The following is an 18,166-nucleotide window of genomic DNA, read 5'->3' on the forward strand; positions in this document are numbered from 1 at the left end:
CTAGTCGCCCGAGTAGCCGAAGATCCCCACGTGCGTGGGCTCGTCCCCCGCGTACAGGAGGACGTACAGCCCGGTCCACCGCATGCGGCACTCGCCGATCAGGCTCTGCTCGTACTCCTCGTGGCTCATCGACGCGTTCGCCGCCGCCATCACCTCCCGGTACCGCCCGACGGTCGGCCGGTCCGTGCCGAAGTGGTGGACGGCGCGACCGGCGGTCAGGGGGCGGAGCGTGCAGAGGTCGCCGTTCTCGTACCGAGGGGCATCGGTGGTGCGCACGACCCGCTCGATGTCGAGGATGGAGTGCGTGCCCTCCTCGTGCATGAACTGCTCGTCGGCACGCAGTTCCGCCAGGCTCCCGTACGTCCCGTCACCGCCGTACTCCTCGTGGAAGACCCGTGCCTGCAAGGCGGCGAACGAGGCTTCGACGCTGCCCTCGTACTCCGTCACGTATTCCCACCCGCTGGCACCCATCGCGCGCCGCCGCCTTCCGTAGGGGAGAAGTCCCAAGACCGGCGCAAGACTAGGCGGGGGGTCTGACATTGATACGCGTAGCGGGTTCCCGTTCTCCATGGCTCCGGCCGGGGAAGGCAGCTGACAGGATGACAGTGTCGATCAGGCCGGCACCGAACCGGATGCGGTGTTCGGAGGGGTCCGGCGCCGCTCGGCCTTGTCGGAGACGTGACGTCATGGATGATGAGGCGATGTTCGTCCGCACGGAGAGCCTGCCGCGCACCTCGCAGCAGCACATGGCAGTTCGGGTTCACACCCCCATCGGGTCCGCCGTGGTGCTCTGGCGTGGTGATCCGCGAGAAGCCGACGGCCAGCACCTCATTGAGTGGACCCTCGACGAGGACATCCACTGGGGCCAGAACACCCAGCCAACCGCTGCCGCCGAGCCCGAACTCCGACAGGAAGGCGACCGGGTGATCATGAGCGGCCGCCTCCACTTGATCGACGACGGCGCCGCCCACCTCCAGATGGGCCACTGGCCCGTGCTGTTCGATCTGGCATCACCCCTCCCCAGCGGCCTGGACGGTTCCTGGGTGCAGGTCAGCGTCGCATCCGACCGTGTTGCCCTGTACCCCTACCGAGCCTGACCGGGCCACCCTCAGGTTCTCGGCAGCCCTTGACCGCCAACAGGAGCGTCGGTGCGGCGTACGGCGTGCGCGACGGCCAGTAGCAGGGGCGTGCACAGGAAGCAGCTGGCCAGGACGTCCAGGGGCCAGTGCCAGCCGCGCAGGATCAAGCCGGCGGCCGTGGCACCCGTCAAGGCGAGCGCGGAGGCCATCGGCCACGGGCGGCGGGTGAACGGGCCGATCAACAGGGCCGCGCCGATGTAGGCGACGGCGGAGGTGGCCGTGTGGCCCGAGGGGTAGTAGCCGGCGGCCCAGGGCTCCAGGGGTCCCGGGCGGGCGGTCCACTCCTTCAGCGGCACGATCACGGCCGGGACCAGCGCCATGGCCAGCCCCGCGGTCACGGCCGGGGCCCAGGACCGGGAGCGCCGGACGGAGTACGCCATCGCCAGGACCAGGACCGGTACGGCGACCTGGACGTTGCCGAGGTCGGAGAGGCGTTCGGTGACGGCGTCGGGGACCGTGCGCACCAGTGCGCGGCTGAGGCGTTCGTCCGGTGTGAGCAGCGGACCCGAGGCCAGGACCTGCCAGGTCGTCAGGACCAATCCCAGCAGGGAGAGAAGGAGGAGAATGGCCGGCCGTCCCGGAACAGGGGGGATGGTTCCGGGACGGCCGCCCGGATCGGGTTGCCGAGCGCCCCGGGGGGTTTGGGGCGAACGGCCGTCCGATCGGTGAGGAGTGTGCGCGAACGCAGGCCCAGTGCGGCGCTGGGGAAGCCCGGTACTGGTGTCGCCCCCGGTTTCCCGGGAGCGGGGTGTCTCACTCATCTGCAGAAACCGTACGGCAGCGGAAAGGGGACCGACAGCAGGAACGCGCTCCTGCCATCGGCCCCCCACATCTTCTTCACAGCGCCCGCCCGTTACCGGCGGTACTGGCGGGCTCCTGCGTTCGGTGAGTCGCTCAGACGTCCGTACCGATGGCCGCGAACGCCGCCTCGATGAGGTCCAGGCCCTCGTTCAGCAGGTCCTCGCCGATGACGATCGGCGGGAGGAAGCGGAGCACGTTGCCGTAGGTGCCACAGGTGAGGACGAGCAGGCCCTCGGCGTGGCAGGCCTTGGCGAGCGCGCCGGCCGCCTCCGGGAACGGGGTCTTGGACGCGGGGTCCTTGACCAGCTCGATCGCAATCATGGCGCCGCGGCCGCGGATGTCGCCGATGATGTCGTACTTCTCCTGCATGGCCGTCAGGCGGGCCTTCATGAGCGACTCGATCTGCTTCGCCTTGGCGTTGAGGTCGAGCTCCTTCATGGTCTCGATGGAGCCCAGCGCACCGGCGCAGGCCACCGGGTTGCCGCCGTAGGTGCCGCCCAGGCCGCCCGCGTGCGCGGCGTCCATGATCTCGGCGCGACCCGTCACGGCGGCGAGCGGCAGACCGCCCGCGATGCCCTTGGCGGTGGTGATCAGGTCCGGGACGATGCCCTCGTCCTCACACGCGAACCACTGGCCGGTGCGGCAGAAGCCGGACTGGATCTCGTCGGCGACGAAGACGATGCCGTTCTCGTTGGCGAACTTCACGATCGCCGGGAGGAAGCCCTTGGCCGGCTCGATGAAGCCGCCCTCGCCGAGCACCGGCTCGATGATGATGGCGGCGACGTTGTCGGCGCCGATCTGCTTGGTGATCTGGTCGATCGCCTGGGCGGCGGCCTCGGGGCCGCAGTTCTCGGCGCCGGTGGGCCAGCGGTAGCCGTAGGCGACCGGGACGCGGTAGACCTCGGGGGCGAACGGGCCGAAGCCGTTCTTGTACGGCATGTTCTTCGCGGTCAGGGCCATCGTGAGGTTCGTACGGCCGTGGTAGCCGTGGTCGAAGACGACGACGGCCTGGCGCTTGGTGTACGCACGGGCGATCTTGACGGCGTTCTCGACGGCCTCGGCACCGGAGTTGAACAGCGCCGACTTCTTCGCGTGGTCACCGGGGGTCAGCTCGGCGAGGGCCTCGCAGACCTCGACGTAGCCCTCGTACGGCGTGACCATGAAGCAGGTGTGGGTGAAGTCCGCGAGCTGCGCGGAGGCGCGGCGCACGACGGCCTCGGCGGAGGCGCCGACGGAGGTCACGGCGATGCCGGAACCGAAGTCGATCAGGCGGTTGCCGTCGACGTCCTCGATGATGCCGCCGCCCGCGCGGGCCGTGAAGACGGGGAGCACGGAGCCCACGCCGCCGGCCACCGTCTGCAGACGGCGGGCCTGCAGCTCCTGCGACTTGGGGCCGGGGATCGCGGTGACGATCTTGCGCTCCTGCGGAACAGCGGTCATAGGGGGCTCCTGGGGGTGTTTTCGGACGCACTTGTGTCTTTGTCCGCAGGCTAGGCCCGGGGGAGGGGGTACGGCATGCTCCGTTCGGGAGTGGTCCCCGCGTGTCCTTGTCCGTGACGGCCATAGGAAGGACGGGCCGGCTGTCTTGTGGACGCTGCGGAGGCATGGGCCCGTACGGGCCCGCGGCCGCCTCCGGGCAACTACATTGAGCGACGCAGCGCAGGCACGGCAGGGGGCAGGGGTTTCATGGACACCGACGGCACGTACGGCACGGACGAGAAGCGGCCGCAGCGCGCCGGGCGCGTTCCGCGGCCCGCCGGCCCGCCGCCCGGCCTCCCTCCGAAGCCCGCCCACGCCCCGGCCGGTACCGGCCCGACCCTCGCCGACTGGCTGCGCACCCCGCGCAGCTCCGACGGGCCCGGCGTGTGGACGTACGGGCACGTGCCGCGCGCCGCCGAGGAGCCCGAGCGGACCCCCACCCGGCAGCTGATCAGCGGTGCGCTGATCGCCCTGCTGGCCGGGCTGCTGCTGTGGTCCCTGCTGTGGAACGGCTACCTGGGCGGCTTCTGGCTCTGGCCCCTCTACATGTTCACGCCCGACTCCTGGGCCGGGACGCTGCCCTCCGTGGTGGCCTCCTACATCTGGTACGGGCTGGTCATCGCCGCGCTGGTGGTCGGCTTCGGGCGGCTCGGCCGCTGGCCCGAACTGGCCCGCCGGATGCTCCGCAGCCGAGCCGTGCAAGCCGTGCAGGCCGCCGTTCCGGCCCGCCCCGAGGAAGGCGGCCCCGACGACCCCGTCACGTGGCCGCAGGTGCGCGGGGCCGGGCTCGGGGAGACGGCCGACCGGCTCGGGGCCGAAGCCGGGGCCGGGCGGATGAACGACGTGGACTACGCGCGCATCCGGCGCGCCTGGGAGTCCGTACGCGCCGAACCCGCACGGGCCGCAGCCTTCGCCGACTCCGTGCGCGACAAGGGCGCGGGCGCCTGCGTCCACCCTTCCGGAGCCCGTGACCTGCCCGTCCGGGCCGCGCGGCACGATCTGCTCGCCCGCCAGGTGCTGCTCGGCACGGTCGAGGACAGCGAGCGCAACCCGTACGGCCGGCGCGGTACCCGCCTCGCCCTCGACCCCGGCGTGCTCGGCACCTCCCTCCTCGCCGTCGGCCCCTCCGGCGCGGGCAAGACCCGGCAGCTGGTCCGGCCCGTCGTCGAATCGCTCGCCCTCCAGGCGCTGGCCGGACAGGCCGCCGTCATCGCCGTCGCCTCGGCCGGGAGCCGGCTCGGGCCGGACGACGCGTACGACGTCGTGGTCCGCGTCGGCGACCCCGACTCCGTCTACGACCTCGACCTGTACGGCGGCACCACCGACGCCGACGAGGCGGCCACCCTGCTCGCCGAGGCCTTCGTCGGCGACGTCCCCGGCCTGGAGGTGCGCCGGGCGGCGACCGCCCTCGCCCAGCTGCTCGGCCCGTTCCGGACGGCGTACGGACGCTTCCCCGCCGTGCCCGAGCTGCGCGAACTGCTCGACCAGGTGCCCGAGGCCCTCGGCGAGCTGCGCACCGCACTCGAAGACGCCGGGCAGCAGGTGATGCTCCGCGAACTCGACGCCCGGATGCGGCAGTACGGCAGCGCAGGCGACCCGGGGCCGGCGCTCGCCGACCGGGTCGCCCTGCTCGACCGGCCCGCGTTCGCCGGCTTCTTCGACACCACCGGGCAGGGGCGGCCCTTTTCGCTGCGGGCGTTGGAGCATCCGCTGCGCGTCCGCATCGACCTGCCCGAGCGCGGACACGCCGACGCCTCCCGCATCCTGGCCCGGCTGCTGCTCGCGCAGTTCAACGCCTCCGCCGCGGCGCGCGCCGACCAGTCGCTGTTCGCGTTCCTCGCCTTCGACGACGCCTCGCACACCCTGACCCAGCAGACGGTGCGGGGCCTGCAACGGCTGCGCTCGGCGAACGCGGGCGTCCTGCTGACGCTGCGCACGCTGGACGACGTACCGGAGGCGCTGCGCACCCCGCTGCTGGGGGCGGTCGGCTGCCGGATGGCCTTCTCCGGGGTCACCACCTGGGACGGCAAGCGCTTCGCCGAGGCCTGGGGCACCGAGTGGGTGGAGACGCGGGACGTCACCCACCGGACCGTCTTCGCCGACCAGCCGCTCACCCGGGCCATCCACGCCTTCCGCAAGCTCGTCACCGGCAAGGCCGTCACCACGGACGCGGTGACCGTACGGCAGGTGGAGCGGGAGAGGTGGTCGGCCTCGGAGCTGGCGCACGCCGTGCCGCCGGGCCACGCGGTCCTCTCGCTGACCTCCGTCCGTGGCGAGCGGGCGGCTCCGCTGCTGGTCCGGCTGGCCGCGACGGGCTGAGCCGACCCGTACGAGGTGGCAGAATCGAGGGGAGCCGTTCATACGACAAGGCGAAATTCCGGCCGCGTCGTTTCCTCTTTGCCGCGTCCCTCCCCTCCCTTCCTTTAAGGCCCCTGGTACCCGATGCCGCTCACCCTCGCCTCGCTCGTCCAGCACTCGGCGCTCAAACTCAGCGTCCGGGCGGGGGAGGGCCGCCTCGACACCCCCGTGCGCTGGGCCCACGTCAGCGAGCTCGCCGACCCCGTCCCCTATATGGAGGGCGGAGAACTGCTCCTGATCACCGCGATGAAGGTGGACGCCGAGGACCCGCAGGAGATGCGCCGGTACGTCCGCCGCCTCGACGCGGCCGGTGTCGTCGGCATCGGGTTCGCGGTCGGCGTGAACTACGAGGCCGTCCCGCAGGCGCTCGTCGACGCCGCCCGGGCCGAGGACCTTCCCCTGTTGGAGGTGCCGCGCCGGACCCCGTTCCTCGCGATCAGCAAGGCCGTCTCCGCGGCGCTCGCCGCAGACCAGTACCGCGCGGTGACCGCCGGCTTCGAGGCGCAGCGGGAGCTGACCCGGGCCGCGCTGTCCGCCGACGGGCCGGCCGAGCTGCTGGCGAAGCTGGCGGCGCACGTACACGGCTGGGCGGCCCTGTACGACACCTCGGGCGCGGTGGTCGCGGCCGCCCCCGAATGGGCCGCGCGGCGGGCCGCCCGGCTGACCCCGGACGTGGAGCGGCTGCGGGAGCGGCCGGCGCCGGCGAGCGCGGTGGTGGGCGGGTCGGAGGACCGCGTCGAGCTCCAGTCGCTGGGGACGGGCCGGCGGGCCCGCGGTGCGCTGGCCGTCGGCACGGGGGCCCCGCTGGGCACCGCCGAACGGTACGCCGTGCACTCGGCGGTGGCACTGCTGACCCTGACCACGGAGCGGTCGAGGTCGCTGCACGACGCAGAGTCCCGGCTGGGCGCGGCGGTGCTGCGGATGCTGCTGGACGGGGAGGCCGAGCACGCCCGGGCGGTGGCCGGTGACCTGTACGGGGCACTGCTGGAGGCGCCGTTCCGGCTGATCGTGGCGGAGCCGGCGCTGTCGGGGACCGCGCAGCCGGAGGGGCTGGCACTGCTGGCCGACGCCGTGGAGTCGGCGGCCGCCCGGGCCGGGGAGGCGCTGCTGGTGGTGCCGGAGCCCGGCCGGCTGGTGGTGCTGGCTGCCGACGGAGGTGCGGCGGTACAGGCCTGCGCGGACCACGCGGAGCTGCTGGAGTCGCGGCGCGGGCGGGATGCGACGGGTCCGGAGCCGGACGAGCTGGTGGTCGGCCTGTCCGCTCCGGCGGCGGCTTCGGCGGTGGCGGCGGCGTTCAAGCAGGCCGACCAGGCGCTGGCGGTGGCCCGGCGGCGGGGCCGGCCGATGGTGGAGCACGAGGACCTGGCGGCGGGGTCGGTGCTCCCGCTGCTGGCGGACGACGCGGTGCGGGCCTTCGCGGACGGCACGCTGCGGGCGCTGCGCGAGCACGACGAGAAGGGTCGCGGCGATCTGGTGGCCTCCCTGCAGGCGTGGCTGTCGCGGCACGGGCAGTGGGACGCGGCGGCGGCCGACCTGGGGGTGCACCGGCACACGCTGCGCTACCGGATGCGCAGGGTGGAGGAGATCCTGGGCCGCTCCCTGGACGACCCGGACGTCCGCATGGAGCTGTGGCTCGCCCTGAAGGTCAGCCCGCCCGCGGCATAGCCCCGCGGCCGCGACAGTGACAAAGCGGCGCGGGGCCGGCCCCGCACACTCCAACCCGGATAAACGCCGAATCCGGGCCGGAGTCCTACGGTGGAGGGGACAAGGACCCGCACACATCCGAAGGGCCGGGATTCGCATGACTTCCACCCACGCCTTCTGGCTCGCCGGCCGCCAGGCCACCGGCGAGGACAGCTTCGACGTCCACTCCCCGTGGGACGGCCGACTGGTAGGCACCGTCAGCGTGCCCACCGACGCCCAGGTCGAAGAGGCCGTGGCCGCGGCGTACGCCGTGACGGCCGAGTTCTCCGCGACTCCCGCCCACGTTCGCGCCGCCGCCCTCGACCACGTGTCCAAGCGGCTCGCCGAGCGCACCGAGGAGATCGCCCAGCTGATCTCCGCCGAGAACGGCAAGCCCATCAAGTGGGCCCGCGGTGAGGTCGGCCGTGCGGTGTCCGTGTTCCGTTTCGCCGCCGAAGAGGCCCGCCGCTTCAACGGCGGAGAGGCCCAGCGCCTCGACACCGACGCCGGTGGCGTCGGCCGTCTGGCCCTGACCCGCCGCTTCGTCAAGGGCCCGGTCCTCGGCATCGCGCCGTTCAACTTCCCGCTGAACCTGTGCGCCCACAAGGTGGCCCCCGCCATCGCCGTCGGCGCCCCGATCATCCTGAAGCCGGCCCCGGCCACCCCGCTCTCCGGCCTGATCCTGGGTGAGCTGCTCGCCGAGACCGACCTCCCGGCCGGTTCCTGGTCGGTCCTGCCGGTCGCCAACGACAAGATGCCGGCCCTGGTGAAGGACGAGCGCCTGCCCGTCATCTCCTTCACCGGCTCCGACAAGGTCGGCTACGCCATCCAGCAGTCGGTGCCCCACAAGCACTGCACCCTGGAGCTCGGCGGCAACGCCGCCGCCGTGGTCCTGGACGACTGGTCCTCCGAGGCCGACCTCGACTGGGCCGCGACCCGTATCGCGACCTTCTCGAACTACCAGGCCGGCCAGTCCTGCATCTCCGTGCAGCGCGTGATCGCCGACGCCTCCGTCTACGACCGCCTCGTCGAGAAGGTCGTCGCGAAGGTCCAGGCCCAGGTCACCGGCGACCCGTCCGACTCCGCCACCGACGTCGGCCCCCTCGTCTCCGAGGACGCCGCCAAGCGGGTCGAGTCCTGGGTCGACGAGGCCGTCTCGGCCGGAGCGAAGCTGCTGACCGGCGGCAAGCGCGAGGGTGCCTCGTACGAGCCGACCGTCCTCGCGGACCTGCCCGCCGACTCCACCCTCGCCGTCGAGGAGGTCTTCGGACCGGTCCTCACCCTGCTCAAGGTCGAGAACACCGACGAGGCCTTCGCCGCCGTCAACGACTCGAAGTTCGGCCTGCAGACCGGCGTCTTCACCCGGAACATCCAGACCGCGTTCCGCGCCCACCGCGAGCTTGAGGTCGGCGGTGTGATCGTCGGCGACGCGCCGTCCTACCGCGCCGACCAGATGCCGTACGGCGGCGTCAAGCAGTCGGGTGTGGGCCGTGAGGGTGTCCGCTATGCGATGGACGACTACACGTACGAGCGAGTCCTGGTCCTGACCGGCCTCGACATCTGATTTTCGTACGGCCAAAAAGCCGACGGCCGGAGCCCACTGTGCGGGGGCTCCGGCCGTCCCCCTTTTCCCGCGGGCACGGATTGGGTACGACTCACAGGTAGCACCGGCCAGTAGGCCGGTACCACCGACTCCGGCGGCGAGGTGAGCCCCCTCATGTCCGCAACACAGCCCGTACAGCCCAAGGTGACCGAGCGCGAGGCACGGCAGGTCGCGGAAGCGGCCCGGGAACAGGACTGGCGCAAGCCCAGCTTCGCCAAGGAACTGTTCCTGGGGCACTTCCGGCTCGACCTGATCCACCCGCACCCGATGCCGGCGGACGAGGACGTCCGGCGCGGCGAGGCGTTCTTGGCCCGGCTCCGGGCGTTCTGCGAGACCGAGATCGACGGTGCGCGGATCGAGCGCGAAGCGCGGATCCCCGACGAGACCGTGCGCGGGCTCAAGGAGCTCGGCGCCCTCGGCATGAAGATCGACCCCAAGTACGGGGGCCTGGGCCTCACCCAGGTTTACTACAACAAGGCGCTGGCCCTCGTCGGGTCGGTCAGCCCCGCCATCGGGGCCCTGCTCTCCGCGCACCAGTCCATCGGAGTCCCGCAGCCGCTGAAGATGTTCGGCACGCAGGAGCAGAAGGAGACCTTCCTGCCGCGCTGCGCGACCACCGCGATCAGCGCCTTCCTGCTCACCGAACCGGACGTCGGCTCCGACCCGGCGCGCCTCGCCACCACCGCGGTCCCCGACGGCGAGGACGCCTACGTCCTCGACGGGGTGAAGCTCTGGACCACCAACGGGGTCGTCGCGGACCTGCTGGTGGTGATGGCCCGGGTGCCGAAGTCGGAGAACCACCGCGGCGGGATCACCGCCTTCGTCGTCGAGGCGGACTCGCCCGGGATCACCGTCGAGCACCGCAACGCCTTCATGGGCCTGCGCGGCCTGGAGAACGGCGTCACCCGCTTCCACCAGGTCAGGGTCCCGGCATCGCAGCGCATCGGCGCCGAGGGCGCCGGCCTCAAGATCGCGTTGACCACCCTGAACACCGGCCGGCTGTCCCTGCCCGCCATGTGCGTCGGCGCCGGGAAGTGGTGCCTGAAGATCGCCCGCGAATGGTCCGGCGTCCGCGAGCAGTGGGGCCGCCCGGTCGCCCGGCACGAGGCCGTCGGCGCCAAGATCTCCTTCATCGCCGCCACGACCTTCGCCCTCGAAGCGGTCGTCGACCTCGCCTCCCAGATGGCCGACGAGGACCGCAACGACATCCGCATCGAGGCCGCCCTCGCCAAGCTCTACGGCAGCGAGATGGCCTGCCTGATGGCCGACGAGCTCGTCCAGATCCGCGGCGGCCGCGGCTTCGAGACCGCCGAGTCCCTCGCCGCCCGCGGCGAGCGCGCCGTCCCCGCCGAGCAGATGCTGCGCGACCTGCGCATCAACCGGATCTTCGAGGGCTCCACCGAGATCATGCACCTGCTGATCGCCCGCGAGGCCGTCGACGCCCACCTGTCGGTCGCCGGCGACCTCATCGACCCCGAGAAGGCCCTCGGCGACAAGGCGAAGGCCGGAGCCCGCGCCGCCGGCTTCTACGCCCGCTGGCTGCCCAAGCTCGCCACCGGCCCCGGCCACGTGCCCGGCACGTACCGCGCGTTCCACCCGGGCGGCCACACCGACCTCTCGGGCCACCTGCGCTACGTCGAGCGCTGCGCCCGCAAACTCGCCCGGTCCACCTTCTACGCCATGTCCCGCTGGCAGGGCCGGATGGAGACCAAGCAGGGCTTCCTCGGCCGGATCGTCGACATCGGTGCCGAGCTGTTCGCGATGAGCGCGGCCTGCGTGCGCGCCGAGCACATGCGCGCCTCCGGCGACCACGGCCGGGAGGCCTACCAGCTGGCCGACGCGTTCTGCCGGCAGTCCCGCATCCGCGTCGAGGAGCTCTTCGGCCGGCTCTGGTCCAACACCGACGACCTGGACGGCAAGGTCGTCGCCGGCGTGCTCTCCGGCACCTACACCTGGCTTGAGGAGGGCGTGCTCGACCCCTCCGGCGACGGCCCCTGGATCGCGGACGCCACCCCCGGCCCGTCCACCCGGAAGAACGTGCACCGCCCCATCCGCTGACCTGCGATCATCGCCGGGTGCCCGTCAGGCGTACGACACTGGCGACAGGGAACCCGGGGAAGCGGATGCATGTGAACGTGGACAGGGAGAGCCGACGGCTCGCCTGGTGCGTGGCGCTCCTGCTGCGCCACGCACCGGACGCCGTCGCCTCCCACGTCCTGCGGCGCCTCGACGCGCCCACCCGCCGGTACCTGTGCCGGGACGAGTACCTGCCGGCCTCCGCCGTCACGCTGTTGCTGCGCGAGGGCACCGACGAGGACCGCCGCACCATCGCCCGCAGCCCGCACGTGCTCGGCCGCCCCCTGCCGGGGCTGCCCGGCCCCGCCCGGTACGCGGCCCGCCCCGGACCCTCGCCCGAGCTGCTGGCCACCTTGGCCGCCGAGCTCGGCCGTCCGCTCGACGGAACGCCGCTGAGCGGGGAGGAACTCGTCCGGCTGCTGCGCCTGCACGGCAGCCGCCGCCCGCGGATACCGCTCGACGTGCTGGCCCTCCCGTACGACCCCGATCCGCGGACCCTGCTGCGCGAGCACGCCCGCGCCCCGCTGCCGCCCGGCTCCGTGGAGGCCCTGCTGCTGGTCGCCGACCTGGACCGGCATGCCCGGCTCGCACTGCTCGACACCCGCGCGCAGGCCTCGTACGGCCGCGGGTGGCACCGGCCGGCGGTCCGCGCCGTCCGCAGCGGCTCCCTGACCTTCGACGAGCTCGCCACGGCCGTCGCCCCGGCCCACCGGACCCTGCTCCTCGGGCAGGCCCACGCCGCCGGCAGCCTCGGCTGGAACCTGGCCGAGCGGGCCGGAATGTGCTCCGCCCTGCTGCGGGTGCTGCGCCCGGCGCTCGGCGACGACCCCCGGCTGTGGGCGGAGCTGATGCGCCACGCCCCCGGGTTCACCGGCACCCTGCCCGAGCTGGCGGCCGCGGTGGCCGCCGGGGCGGCGCCGCCCGCACAGCCGCCGGGGCCGATACCGGGGCTCGCCGCGGCCGTGGACGCCCTAGCCCCCGGAGCCGCGCGGGAGCCCGACGACAGCGTGAACCGCGAGCTGGCCCTCGCGAGCCTCGGGGTGCCCAACGCCATGGGCGATCTGCGCGAGGACGTCCGGTGGGTCCGTGCCTGCCTCGACGGCGGCGTCCTGGCCGGCGCCGACGTGATCCGGTACAAGGCCCCCGCCGCATGGGCCCTGGACGAGGGCCACTGGCTGGGCGAGGTGGACCACCCCGACCGCCACGACCGGCCCGAGGCGGTGCTGGCCGCACGGGCCGAGGCCGACCGGCTCTTCGCCGCGGCCCTCGCCGGTGACGCCGAAGCCTGGTGGCGAGCCGCCACCGCACTGCCCGACTTCGCCGGGACGCTGCCCGAACTGCTCGCCGGCGTCGTTCAAGGGGACTCCGTGTCCAACCGTGTCTGAGTTGCGGCAACAATGGGGGGCATGAGCGACCGCCCAGCCCCCCTCGCCGATCCGCACCTCCTCTTCGACCCCGCGGCCGGCCGGCGGGACATCGTCATCCTCGGGTCCACCGGGTCCATCGGGACCCAGGCCATCGACCTCGCCCTGCGCAACCCGGACCGGTTCCGGGTGACCGCGCTCTCCGCCGCCGGCGGGCGCGTCGGGCTGCTGGCCGAGCAGGCCCGGCAGTTGCGGGTCAACACCGTGGCCGTCGCCCGCGAGGACGTCGTACCGGCCCTGAAGGAGGCGTTGAACGCCCAGTACGGCGCCTCCGAGCCGCTGCCCGAGATCCTGGCCGGGCCCGACGCGGCGACCGAGCTCGCCGCCTCGGAGTGCCACACCGTCCTCAACGGCATCACCGGGTCCATCGGCCTCGCGCCCACCCTCGCCGCACTGCGGGCCGGCCGGACCCTCGCCCTGGCCAACAAGGAGTCGCTGATCGTCGGCGGCCCGCTGGTCAAGGCCCTCGCGAAGCCCGGCCAGATCATCCCGGTCGACTCCGAGCACGCGGCCCTCTTCCAGGCGCTCGCCGCAGGCACCCGCGCCGATGTCCGCAAGCTCGTGGTCACCGCCTCCGGCGGGCCCTTCCGCGGCCGCACCCGCGCCGAGCTGGCCGGAGTCACCGTCAAGGACGCCCTCGCGCACCCCACCTGGGCGATGGGCCCGGTGATCACCATCAACTCGGCGACCCTGGTCAACAAGGGGCTGGAGGTCATCGAGGCGCACCTGCTGTACGACATCCCCTTCGACCGCATCGAGGTCGTGGTCCATCCGCAGTCGTACGTCCACTCGATGGTGGAGTTTTCCGACGGCTCCACGCTCGCCCAGGCCACCCCGCCGGACATGCGCGGACCGATCGCGATCGGCCTCGGCTGGCCCGAGCGCGTCCCCGACGCGGCGCCCGCCTTCGACTGGAGCAAGGCGTCGACCTGGGAGTTCTTCCCCCTGGACACCGAGGCCTTCCCGTCGGTGGGACTGGCCCGGCACGTGGGCACGGTGGGCTCCACCGCCCCCGCCGTGTTCAATGCGGCGAACGAGGAGTGCGTCGAGGCGTTCCTGGCCGGTCGGCTGCCGTTCACAGCAATCATGGATACGGTCTCTGCCGTGGTCGATGAGCACGGAACGCCGGACGCGGGAACTTCCCTGACCGTCGCGGACGTCCTCGAAGCGGAGACCTGGGCCAGGGCCCGGGCACAGGAGATGGCGGCCCGGGCCGCCGTGGAGGCGCGCGCATGACAGCACTCATGACGGTGCTCGGAATACTCATCTTCGTATTCGGGCTGCTCGTCTCGATCGCCTGGCACGAGCTCGGCCACCTCTCCACGGCCAAGCTCTTCGGGATCCGCGTGCCCCAGTACATGGTCGGCTTCGGCCCGACCATCTGGTCGCGGCACAAGGGGGACACCGAGTACGGCATCAAGGCCATCCCGATGGGCGGCTACATCCGCATGATCGGGATGTTCCCGCCCGGCGAGGACGGCAAGGTGACCGCCCGGTCGACCTCGCCGTTCCGATCGATGATCGAGGACGCGCGCTCGGCGGCGTACGAGGAGCTCCAGCCCGGCGACGAGACGCGGCTGTTCTACACGCGCAGGCCGTGGAAGCGCGTGATCGTGATGTTCGCCGGCCCGTTCATGAACCTGGTGCTGGCCCTGGCGGTCTTCTTCAGCGTCTGGATGAGCTTCGGCATCAACCAGACGACCACGCAGGTCGCCACCGTCTCGCCGTGCGTCATCCAGCAGAGCGAGAAGCGCGAGGTCTGCAAGGCCGGCGACCCGGTCGCCCCGGCCAAGGCCGCCGGCCTCCAGGAGGGCGACCGGATCGTAGCGTTCAACGGCCGCAAGATCGCCGACTGGGCCGCCCTGCAGAAGCAGATCCGCGACACCGTCGGCCCCGCCACGGTCACGGTCGTCCGTGCCGGGCAGCAGCAGACGCTCCCCGTCAAACTGATCGAGAACAAGGTCGCCAAGACCGACGGCCACGGCGGGTACGTCAAGGGCGAGTACGTGACGGCCGGCTGGCTCGGCTTCAGCCCCAGGAACGAGATCGCCCCGCTGACCTTCGGCCAGTCCGTGGACCACATGGGCGAGGTCGTCGACAACAGCGTCGAGGGGCTGCTCAAGCTCCCCGCCAAGATCCCGGCCCTGTGGAACGCGGCCTTCAGCGGAGCCGAGCGCGAGCCCGACTCCCCGATGGGCATCGTCGGCGCGGCCCGGATCAGCGGCGAGATCGCCACCCTGGACATCCCGGCCGAGCAGCGGCTGGTGTTCTTCCTCCAGCTCGTCGGGTTCTTCAACCTCTCGCTGTTCCTGTTCAACATGCTCCCGCTGCTCCCGCTCGACGGCGGGCACATCGCGGGCGCCCTGTGGGAGTCGGTCCGGCGCAATCTGGCGCGCGTCTTCCGGCGCCCCGACCCCGGCCCGTTCGACGTGGCGAAGCTGATGCCCGCCGCGTACGTGGTGGCCGGTGTGTTCGTCTGCTTCACGCTGCTCGTACTCGTGGCCGACGTGGTGAACCCGATCAAGATCACCTAGTACGTCCGCATGTGCGCAAAAACGTAGGGAGCCGGGCACGCTTCGTGCCCGGCTCCCTACGTTCGGGTGTTCCGGCCCCTCGGATGCGTGGGCCGCCCCGTGGTTGGCGTAATCTCGAAACCTGGAGCCCGCCGATCTCGGGACCTTGATCCACACCTTGGGGTTGCACAGCAGATGACTGCCATCTCTCTCGGAATGCCGGCCGTGCCGACGAAGCTTGCCGACCGCAGGGTCAGCCGCAAGATCCAGGTCGGCTCGGTGGCCGTCGGTGGCGACGCACCCGTGTCGGTGCAGTCCATGACCACCACCCGTACCTCCGACATCGGCGCCACGCTCCAGCAGATCGCCGAGCTGACCGCCTCCGGCTGCGAGATCGTCCGCGTCGCCTGCCCGACCCAGGACGACGCCGACGCCCTCGCCGTCATCGCGAAGAAGTCGCAGATCCCGGTCATCGCCGACATCCACTTCCAGCCCAAGTACGTGTTCGCCGCCATCGACGCCGGCTGCGCCGCCGTCCGCGTGAACCCGGGCAACATCAAGCAGTTCGACGACAAGGTCAAGGAGATCGCGAAGGCCGCCAACGACGCGCGCACTCCGATCCGCATCGGCGTCAACGCGGGCTCCCTCGACGCCCGGCTGCTCAAGAAGTACGGCAAGGCCACCCCCGAGGCGCTCGTCGAGTCCGCGCTGTGGGAGGCCTCCCTCTTCGAGGAGCACGGCTTCAGCGACATCAAGATCTCGGTCAAGCACAACGACCCGGTCGTCATGGTCAACGCCTACCGCCAGCTCGCCGCCCAGTGCACGTACCCGCTGCACCTCGGTGTCACCGAGGCCGGCCCCGCCTTCCAGGGCACCATCAAGTCCGCCGTCGCGTTCGGCGCGCTGCTCTCCGAGGGCATCGGCGACACCATCCGCGTCTCCCTCTCGGCCCCGCCGGTCGAGGAGGTCAAGGTCGGCCTCCAGATCCTGGAGTCGCTGAACCTCAAGCCCCGCCGCCTGGAGATCGTCTCCTGCCCGTCCTGCGGCCGCGCCCAGGTGGACGTCTACAAGCTGGCCGAGGAGGTCACGGCGGGCCTCACGGGCATGGAGGTCCCGCTGCGCGTCGCGGTCATGGGCTGCGTCGTGAACGGCCCGGGCGAGGCCCGCGAGGCCGACCTCGGCGTCGCCTCCGGCAACGGCAAGGGCCAGATCTTCGTGAAGGGCGAGGTCATCAAGACCGTCCCCGAGTCGAAGATCGTGGAAACCCTCATCGAAGAGGCGATGAAGATCGCCGAGCAGATGGAGAAGGACGGCGTGATGTCCGGCGAGCCCACCGTCGCCATCGGCGTCTGAGCACCCCGCGCACCCCGGGCGCCCCGGCGCCCCGCAGACACCGGCCCCGGCCCCGTTCCCGCAGCTCGCGGGCGGGGCCGGGGCTTTTTCGTGACCCGTGGGACCAGGCATCCTCCGGTGACGGCGGGTACAGTTCGGAGATCAGCAGACTTGCACGGTGAGGCCCCAGTGTTGACGCAGACCACCACCCGGGTCCTTGAGCCCAGTGATCTCGACGCCGCCCTCGAAGTCCTCGGACGCGAGCCGGTCGAGAACGCCTTCGTCACCTCACGGGTCCAGGTCGCCGGACTCGACCCGTGGCGCCTGGGCGGCGAGATGTGGGGCTACTACACCGACGGCCACCTGCGTTCCCTTTGCTACGCGGGCGCCAACCTGGTCCCCGTCTGCGCTGACTCCGACGCCGTCCGCGCCTTCGCCGACCGGGCCCGCCGCACCGGCCGCCGCTGCTCCTCCATCGTCGGCCCCGCCGATGCCACCCGGCTGCTGTGGCGGCTGCTGGAGCCCAGCTGGGGACCCGCCCGCGACGTCCGCTCCCACCAGCCGCTCATGGTCACCGAGCAGTCGTCCGCCGAGGTGCGCCCCGACCCGCTCGTCCGCCGGATCCGCAAGGACGAGATGGACCTGATCATGCCCGCCTGCGTGGCCATGTTCACCGAGGAGGTCGGCATCTCGCCGATGGCGGGCGACGGCGGGCTGCTCTACCAGGCCCGCGTCGCCGAGCTGGTCGGCACCGGCCGCTCCTTCGCCCGCATCGAGGACGGCAAGGTCGTCTTCAAGGCGGAGATCGGCGCCGCGACCCCGCGGGCCTGCCAGATCCAGGGCGTGTGGGTCGACCCCGAGTTCCGCGGCCGCGGGCACTCCGAGACCGGGATGGCCGCCGTCGTAGACTTCGCGCTGCGCGACGTGTCGCCCGTGGTCAGCCTGTACGTCAACGACTTCAACACCGCGGCGCGGGCGGCCTACAAGCGGGTCGGCTTCCGCGAGGTCGGCGCGTTCACGAGCGTGCTCTTCTGAACGGAGCGCGTCCGTCGGCACCCGGGCGGGAGGTACCACCGCCATGGCCGGTCCCGGGCAGGGACGGGGGCCGTACGGACGGGGAGGGGGCCCGCCCAGTAAGGTCGCGGCATGCTGCCTACCCCCGAGGGCGACGGCCCCGCCCGGCCCGCCGGACTCCGCATCGGTCCCCTCGACCTCGCCGACCGCGTGGACGAGGCCCTGCGCGTGCAGGCCGTGGCCTTCGGCCTCAGCGAGGAGGAGGTCGGCATCCGGCGCTACATCGTGCAGCGCCACATGACCTGCCGCGGAGCCCGCGCGCTCGGCGCGTTCACCGACGACGGGGCCCTCGCCGGATTCGTGTACGGGATGCCCAACGACCGCGCGTACTGGTGGTCCTCGGTCGTCGAGCCGTACCTGCGGGCCTCGGGCCACGACGGCTGGCTCGACGGTTCCTTCGTGATCACCGAGCTGCACGTCCACCCCGGCTTCCAGGGTCGCGGCGTCGGCCGCACCCTCATCACCCGGCTCACCGACACCGCCGAGGAGCCCCGCTCGATCCTCTCGGCCATCGACACCGAGAGCCCGGCCCGCGGGCTCTACCGGGCCCTCGGCTACACGGACCTGGCCCGCCAGGTGCACTTCCCGAGCGCGAGCCTCCCGTACGCCGTGATGGGGGCCCCGCTGCCGCTGCGCCGGCCCTGAAACGGTTTCCGGGCGACCGGGTGCCCCCGGTAGCCTCCC

The 18,166-nt window shown here is 72.4% G+C and carries 14 protein-coding genes; 11 read left to right on the forward strand and 3 right to left on the reverse strand.

Annotation, left to right across the window (positions count from 1 at the left end; genetic code table 11):
- Entirely contained in the window at positions 1-447 is a 447-nt protein-coding gene (locus OHA65_RS27290) for a hypothetical protein (protein ID WP_327278822.1), read from the reverse strand.
- Positions 448-701: 254 nt separating this feature from the next.
- On the opposite strand from OHA65_RS27290, the gene OHA65_RS27295 reads away from it, so the two are divergent.
- Positions 702-1,097, forward strand: a complete 396-nt coding sequence (locus OHA65_RS27295; protein ID WP_327278823.1) for a hypothetical protein — start codon at positions 702-704, stop codon at positions 1,095-1,097.
- A gap of 11 nt (positions 1,098-1,108) precedes the next feature.
- Here the strand turns inward: OHA65_RS27295 and OHA65_RS27300 are convergent, their stop codons facing one another.
- Together OHA65_RS27300 and gabT are read right to left on the reverse strand one after the other, a co-directional pair.
- The gene (locus OHA65_RS27300; RefSeq protein ID WP_405762584.1) at positions 1,109-1,678 is read right to left on the reverse strand and encodes a phosphatase PAP2 family protein; all 570 of its coding nucleotides are present in this window, start codon (positions 1,676-1,678) and stop codon (positions 1,109-1,111) included.
- A 355-nt stretch (positions 1,679-2,033) separates the two neighbouring features.
- The gene (gabT, locus tag OHA65_RS27305; RefSeq protein WP_327278825.1) at positions 2,034-3,380 is read right to left on the reverse strand and encodes a 4-aminobutyrate--2-oxoglutarate transaminase; all 1,347 of its coding nucleotides are present in this window, start codon (positions 3,378-3,380) and stop codon (positions 2,034-2,036) included.
- A gap of 246 nt (positions 3,381-3,626) precedes the next feature.
- On the opposite strand from gabT, the gene OHA65_RS27310 reads away from it, so the two are divergent.
- From OHA65_RS27310 to OHA65_RS27355, 10 genes are all read left to right on the forward strand, one after another.
- A complete protein-coding gene (locus tag OHA65_RS27310; protein ID WP_327278826.1) occupies positions 3,627-5,738 on the forward strand; it encodes an ATP-binding protein in 2,112 nt (703 codons plus the stop codon).
- Between the two features lie 123 nt (positions 5,739-5,861).
- Positions 5,862-7,442 (forward strand): PucR family transcriptional regulator, encoded by a 1,581-nt coding sequence (locus OHA65_RS27315; RefSeq protein WP_327278827.1) that lies wholly within the window; start codon positions 5,862-5,864, stop codon positions 7,440-7,442.
- Between the two features lie 136 nt (positions 7,443-7,578).
- Positions 7,579-9,024, forward strand: a complete 1,446-nt coding sequence (locus tag OHA65_RS27320; RefSeq protein WP_405762586.1) for an aldehyde dehydrogenase family protein — start codon at positions 7,579-7,581, stop codon at positions 9,022-9,024.
- Positions 9,025-9,177: 153 nt separating this feature from the next.
- The gene (locus OHA65_RS27325) at positions 9,178-11,121 is read left to right on the forward strand and encodes an acyl-CoA dehydrogenase family protein (protein ID WP_327278829.1); all 1,944 of its coding nucleotides are present in this window, start codon (positions 9,178-9,180) and stop codon (positions 11,119-11,121) included.
- Between the two features lie 77 nt (positions 11,122-11,198).
- The gene (locus tag OHA65_RS27330) at positions 11,199-12,524 is read left to right on the forward strand and encodes a hypothetical protein (protein ID WP_405762588.1); all 1,326 of its coding nucleotides are present in this window, start codon (positions 11,199-11,201) and stop codon (positions 12,522-12,524) included.
- Between the two features lie 21 nt (positions 12,525-12,545).
- Positions 12,546-13,799 (forward strand): 1-deoxy-D-xylulose-5-phosphate reductoisomerase, encoded by a 1,254-nt coding sequence (gene dxr, locus OHA65_RS27335; protein WP_328763897.1) that lies wholly within the window; start codon positions 12,546-12,548, stop codon positions 13,797-13,799.
- The gene (locus OHA65_RS27340) at positions 13,796-15,097 is read left to right on the forward strand and encodes a site-2 protease family protein (RefSeq protein ID WP_327278832.1); all 1,302 of its coding nucleotides are present in this window, start codon (positions 13,796-13,798) and stop codon (positions 15,095-15,097) included. Before dxr ends, OHA65_RS27340 begins: the two co-directional genes overlap by 4 nt.
- Positions 15,098-15,271: 174 nt before the next feature.
- Positions 15,272-16,429, forward strand: a complete 1,158-nt coding sequence (gene ispG, locus OHA65_RS27345) for a flavodoxin-dependent (E)-4-hydroxy-3-methylbut-2-enyl-diphosphate synthase (RefSeq protein WP_327278833.1) — start codon at positions 15,272-15,274, stop codon at positions 16,427-16,429.
- A 168-nt stretch (positions 16,430-16,597) separates the two neighbouring features.
- The gene (locus OHA65_RS27350; protein WP_327278834.1) at positions 16,598-17,443 is read left to right on the forward strand and encodes a GNAT family N-acetyltransferase; all 846 of its coding nucleotides are present in this window, start codon (positions 16,598-16,600) and stop codon (positions 17,441-17,443) included.
- A gap of 111 nt (positions 17,444-17,554) precedes the next feature.
- Complete coding sequence (locus OHA65_RS27355) at positions 17,555-18,127, forward strand: GNAT family N-acetyltransferase (RefSeq protein WP_327278835.1); 573 nt, start codon at positions 17,555-17,557, stop codon at positions 18,125-18,127.
- Positions 18,128-18,166: the final 39 nt, after the last annotated feature.

The sequence above is a fragment of the Streptomyces sp. NBC_00045 genome (genome assembly GCF_045041095.1).
Classification (GTDB): domain Bacteria; phylum Actinomycetota; class Actinomycetes; order Streptomycetales; family Streptomycetaceae; genus Streptomyces.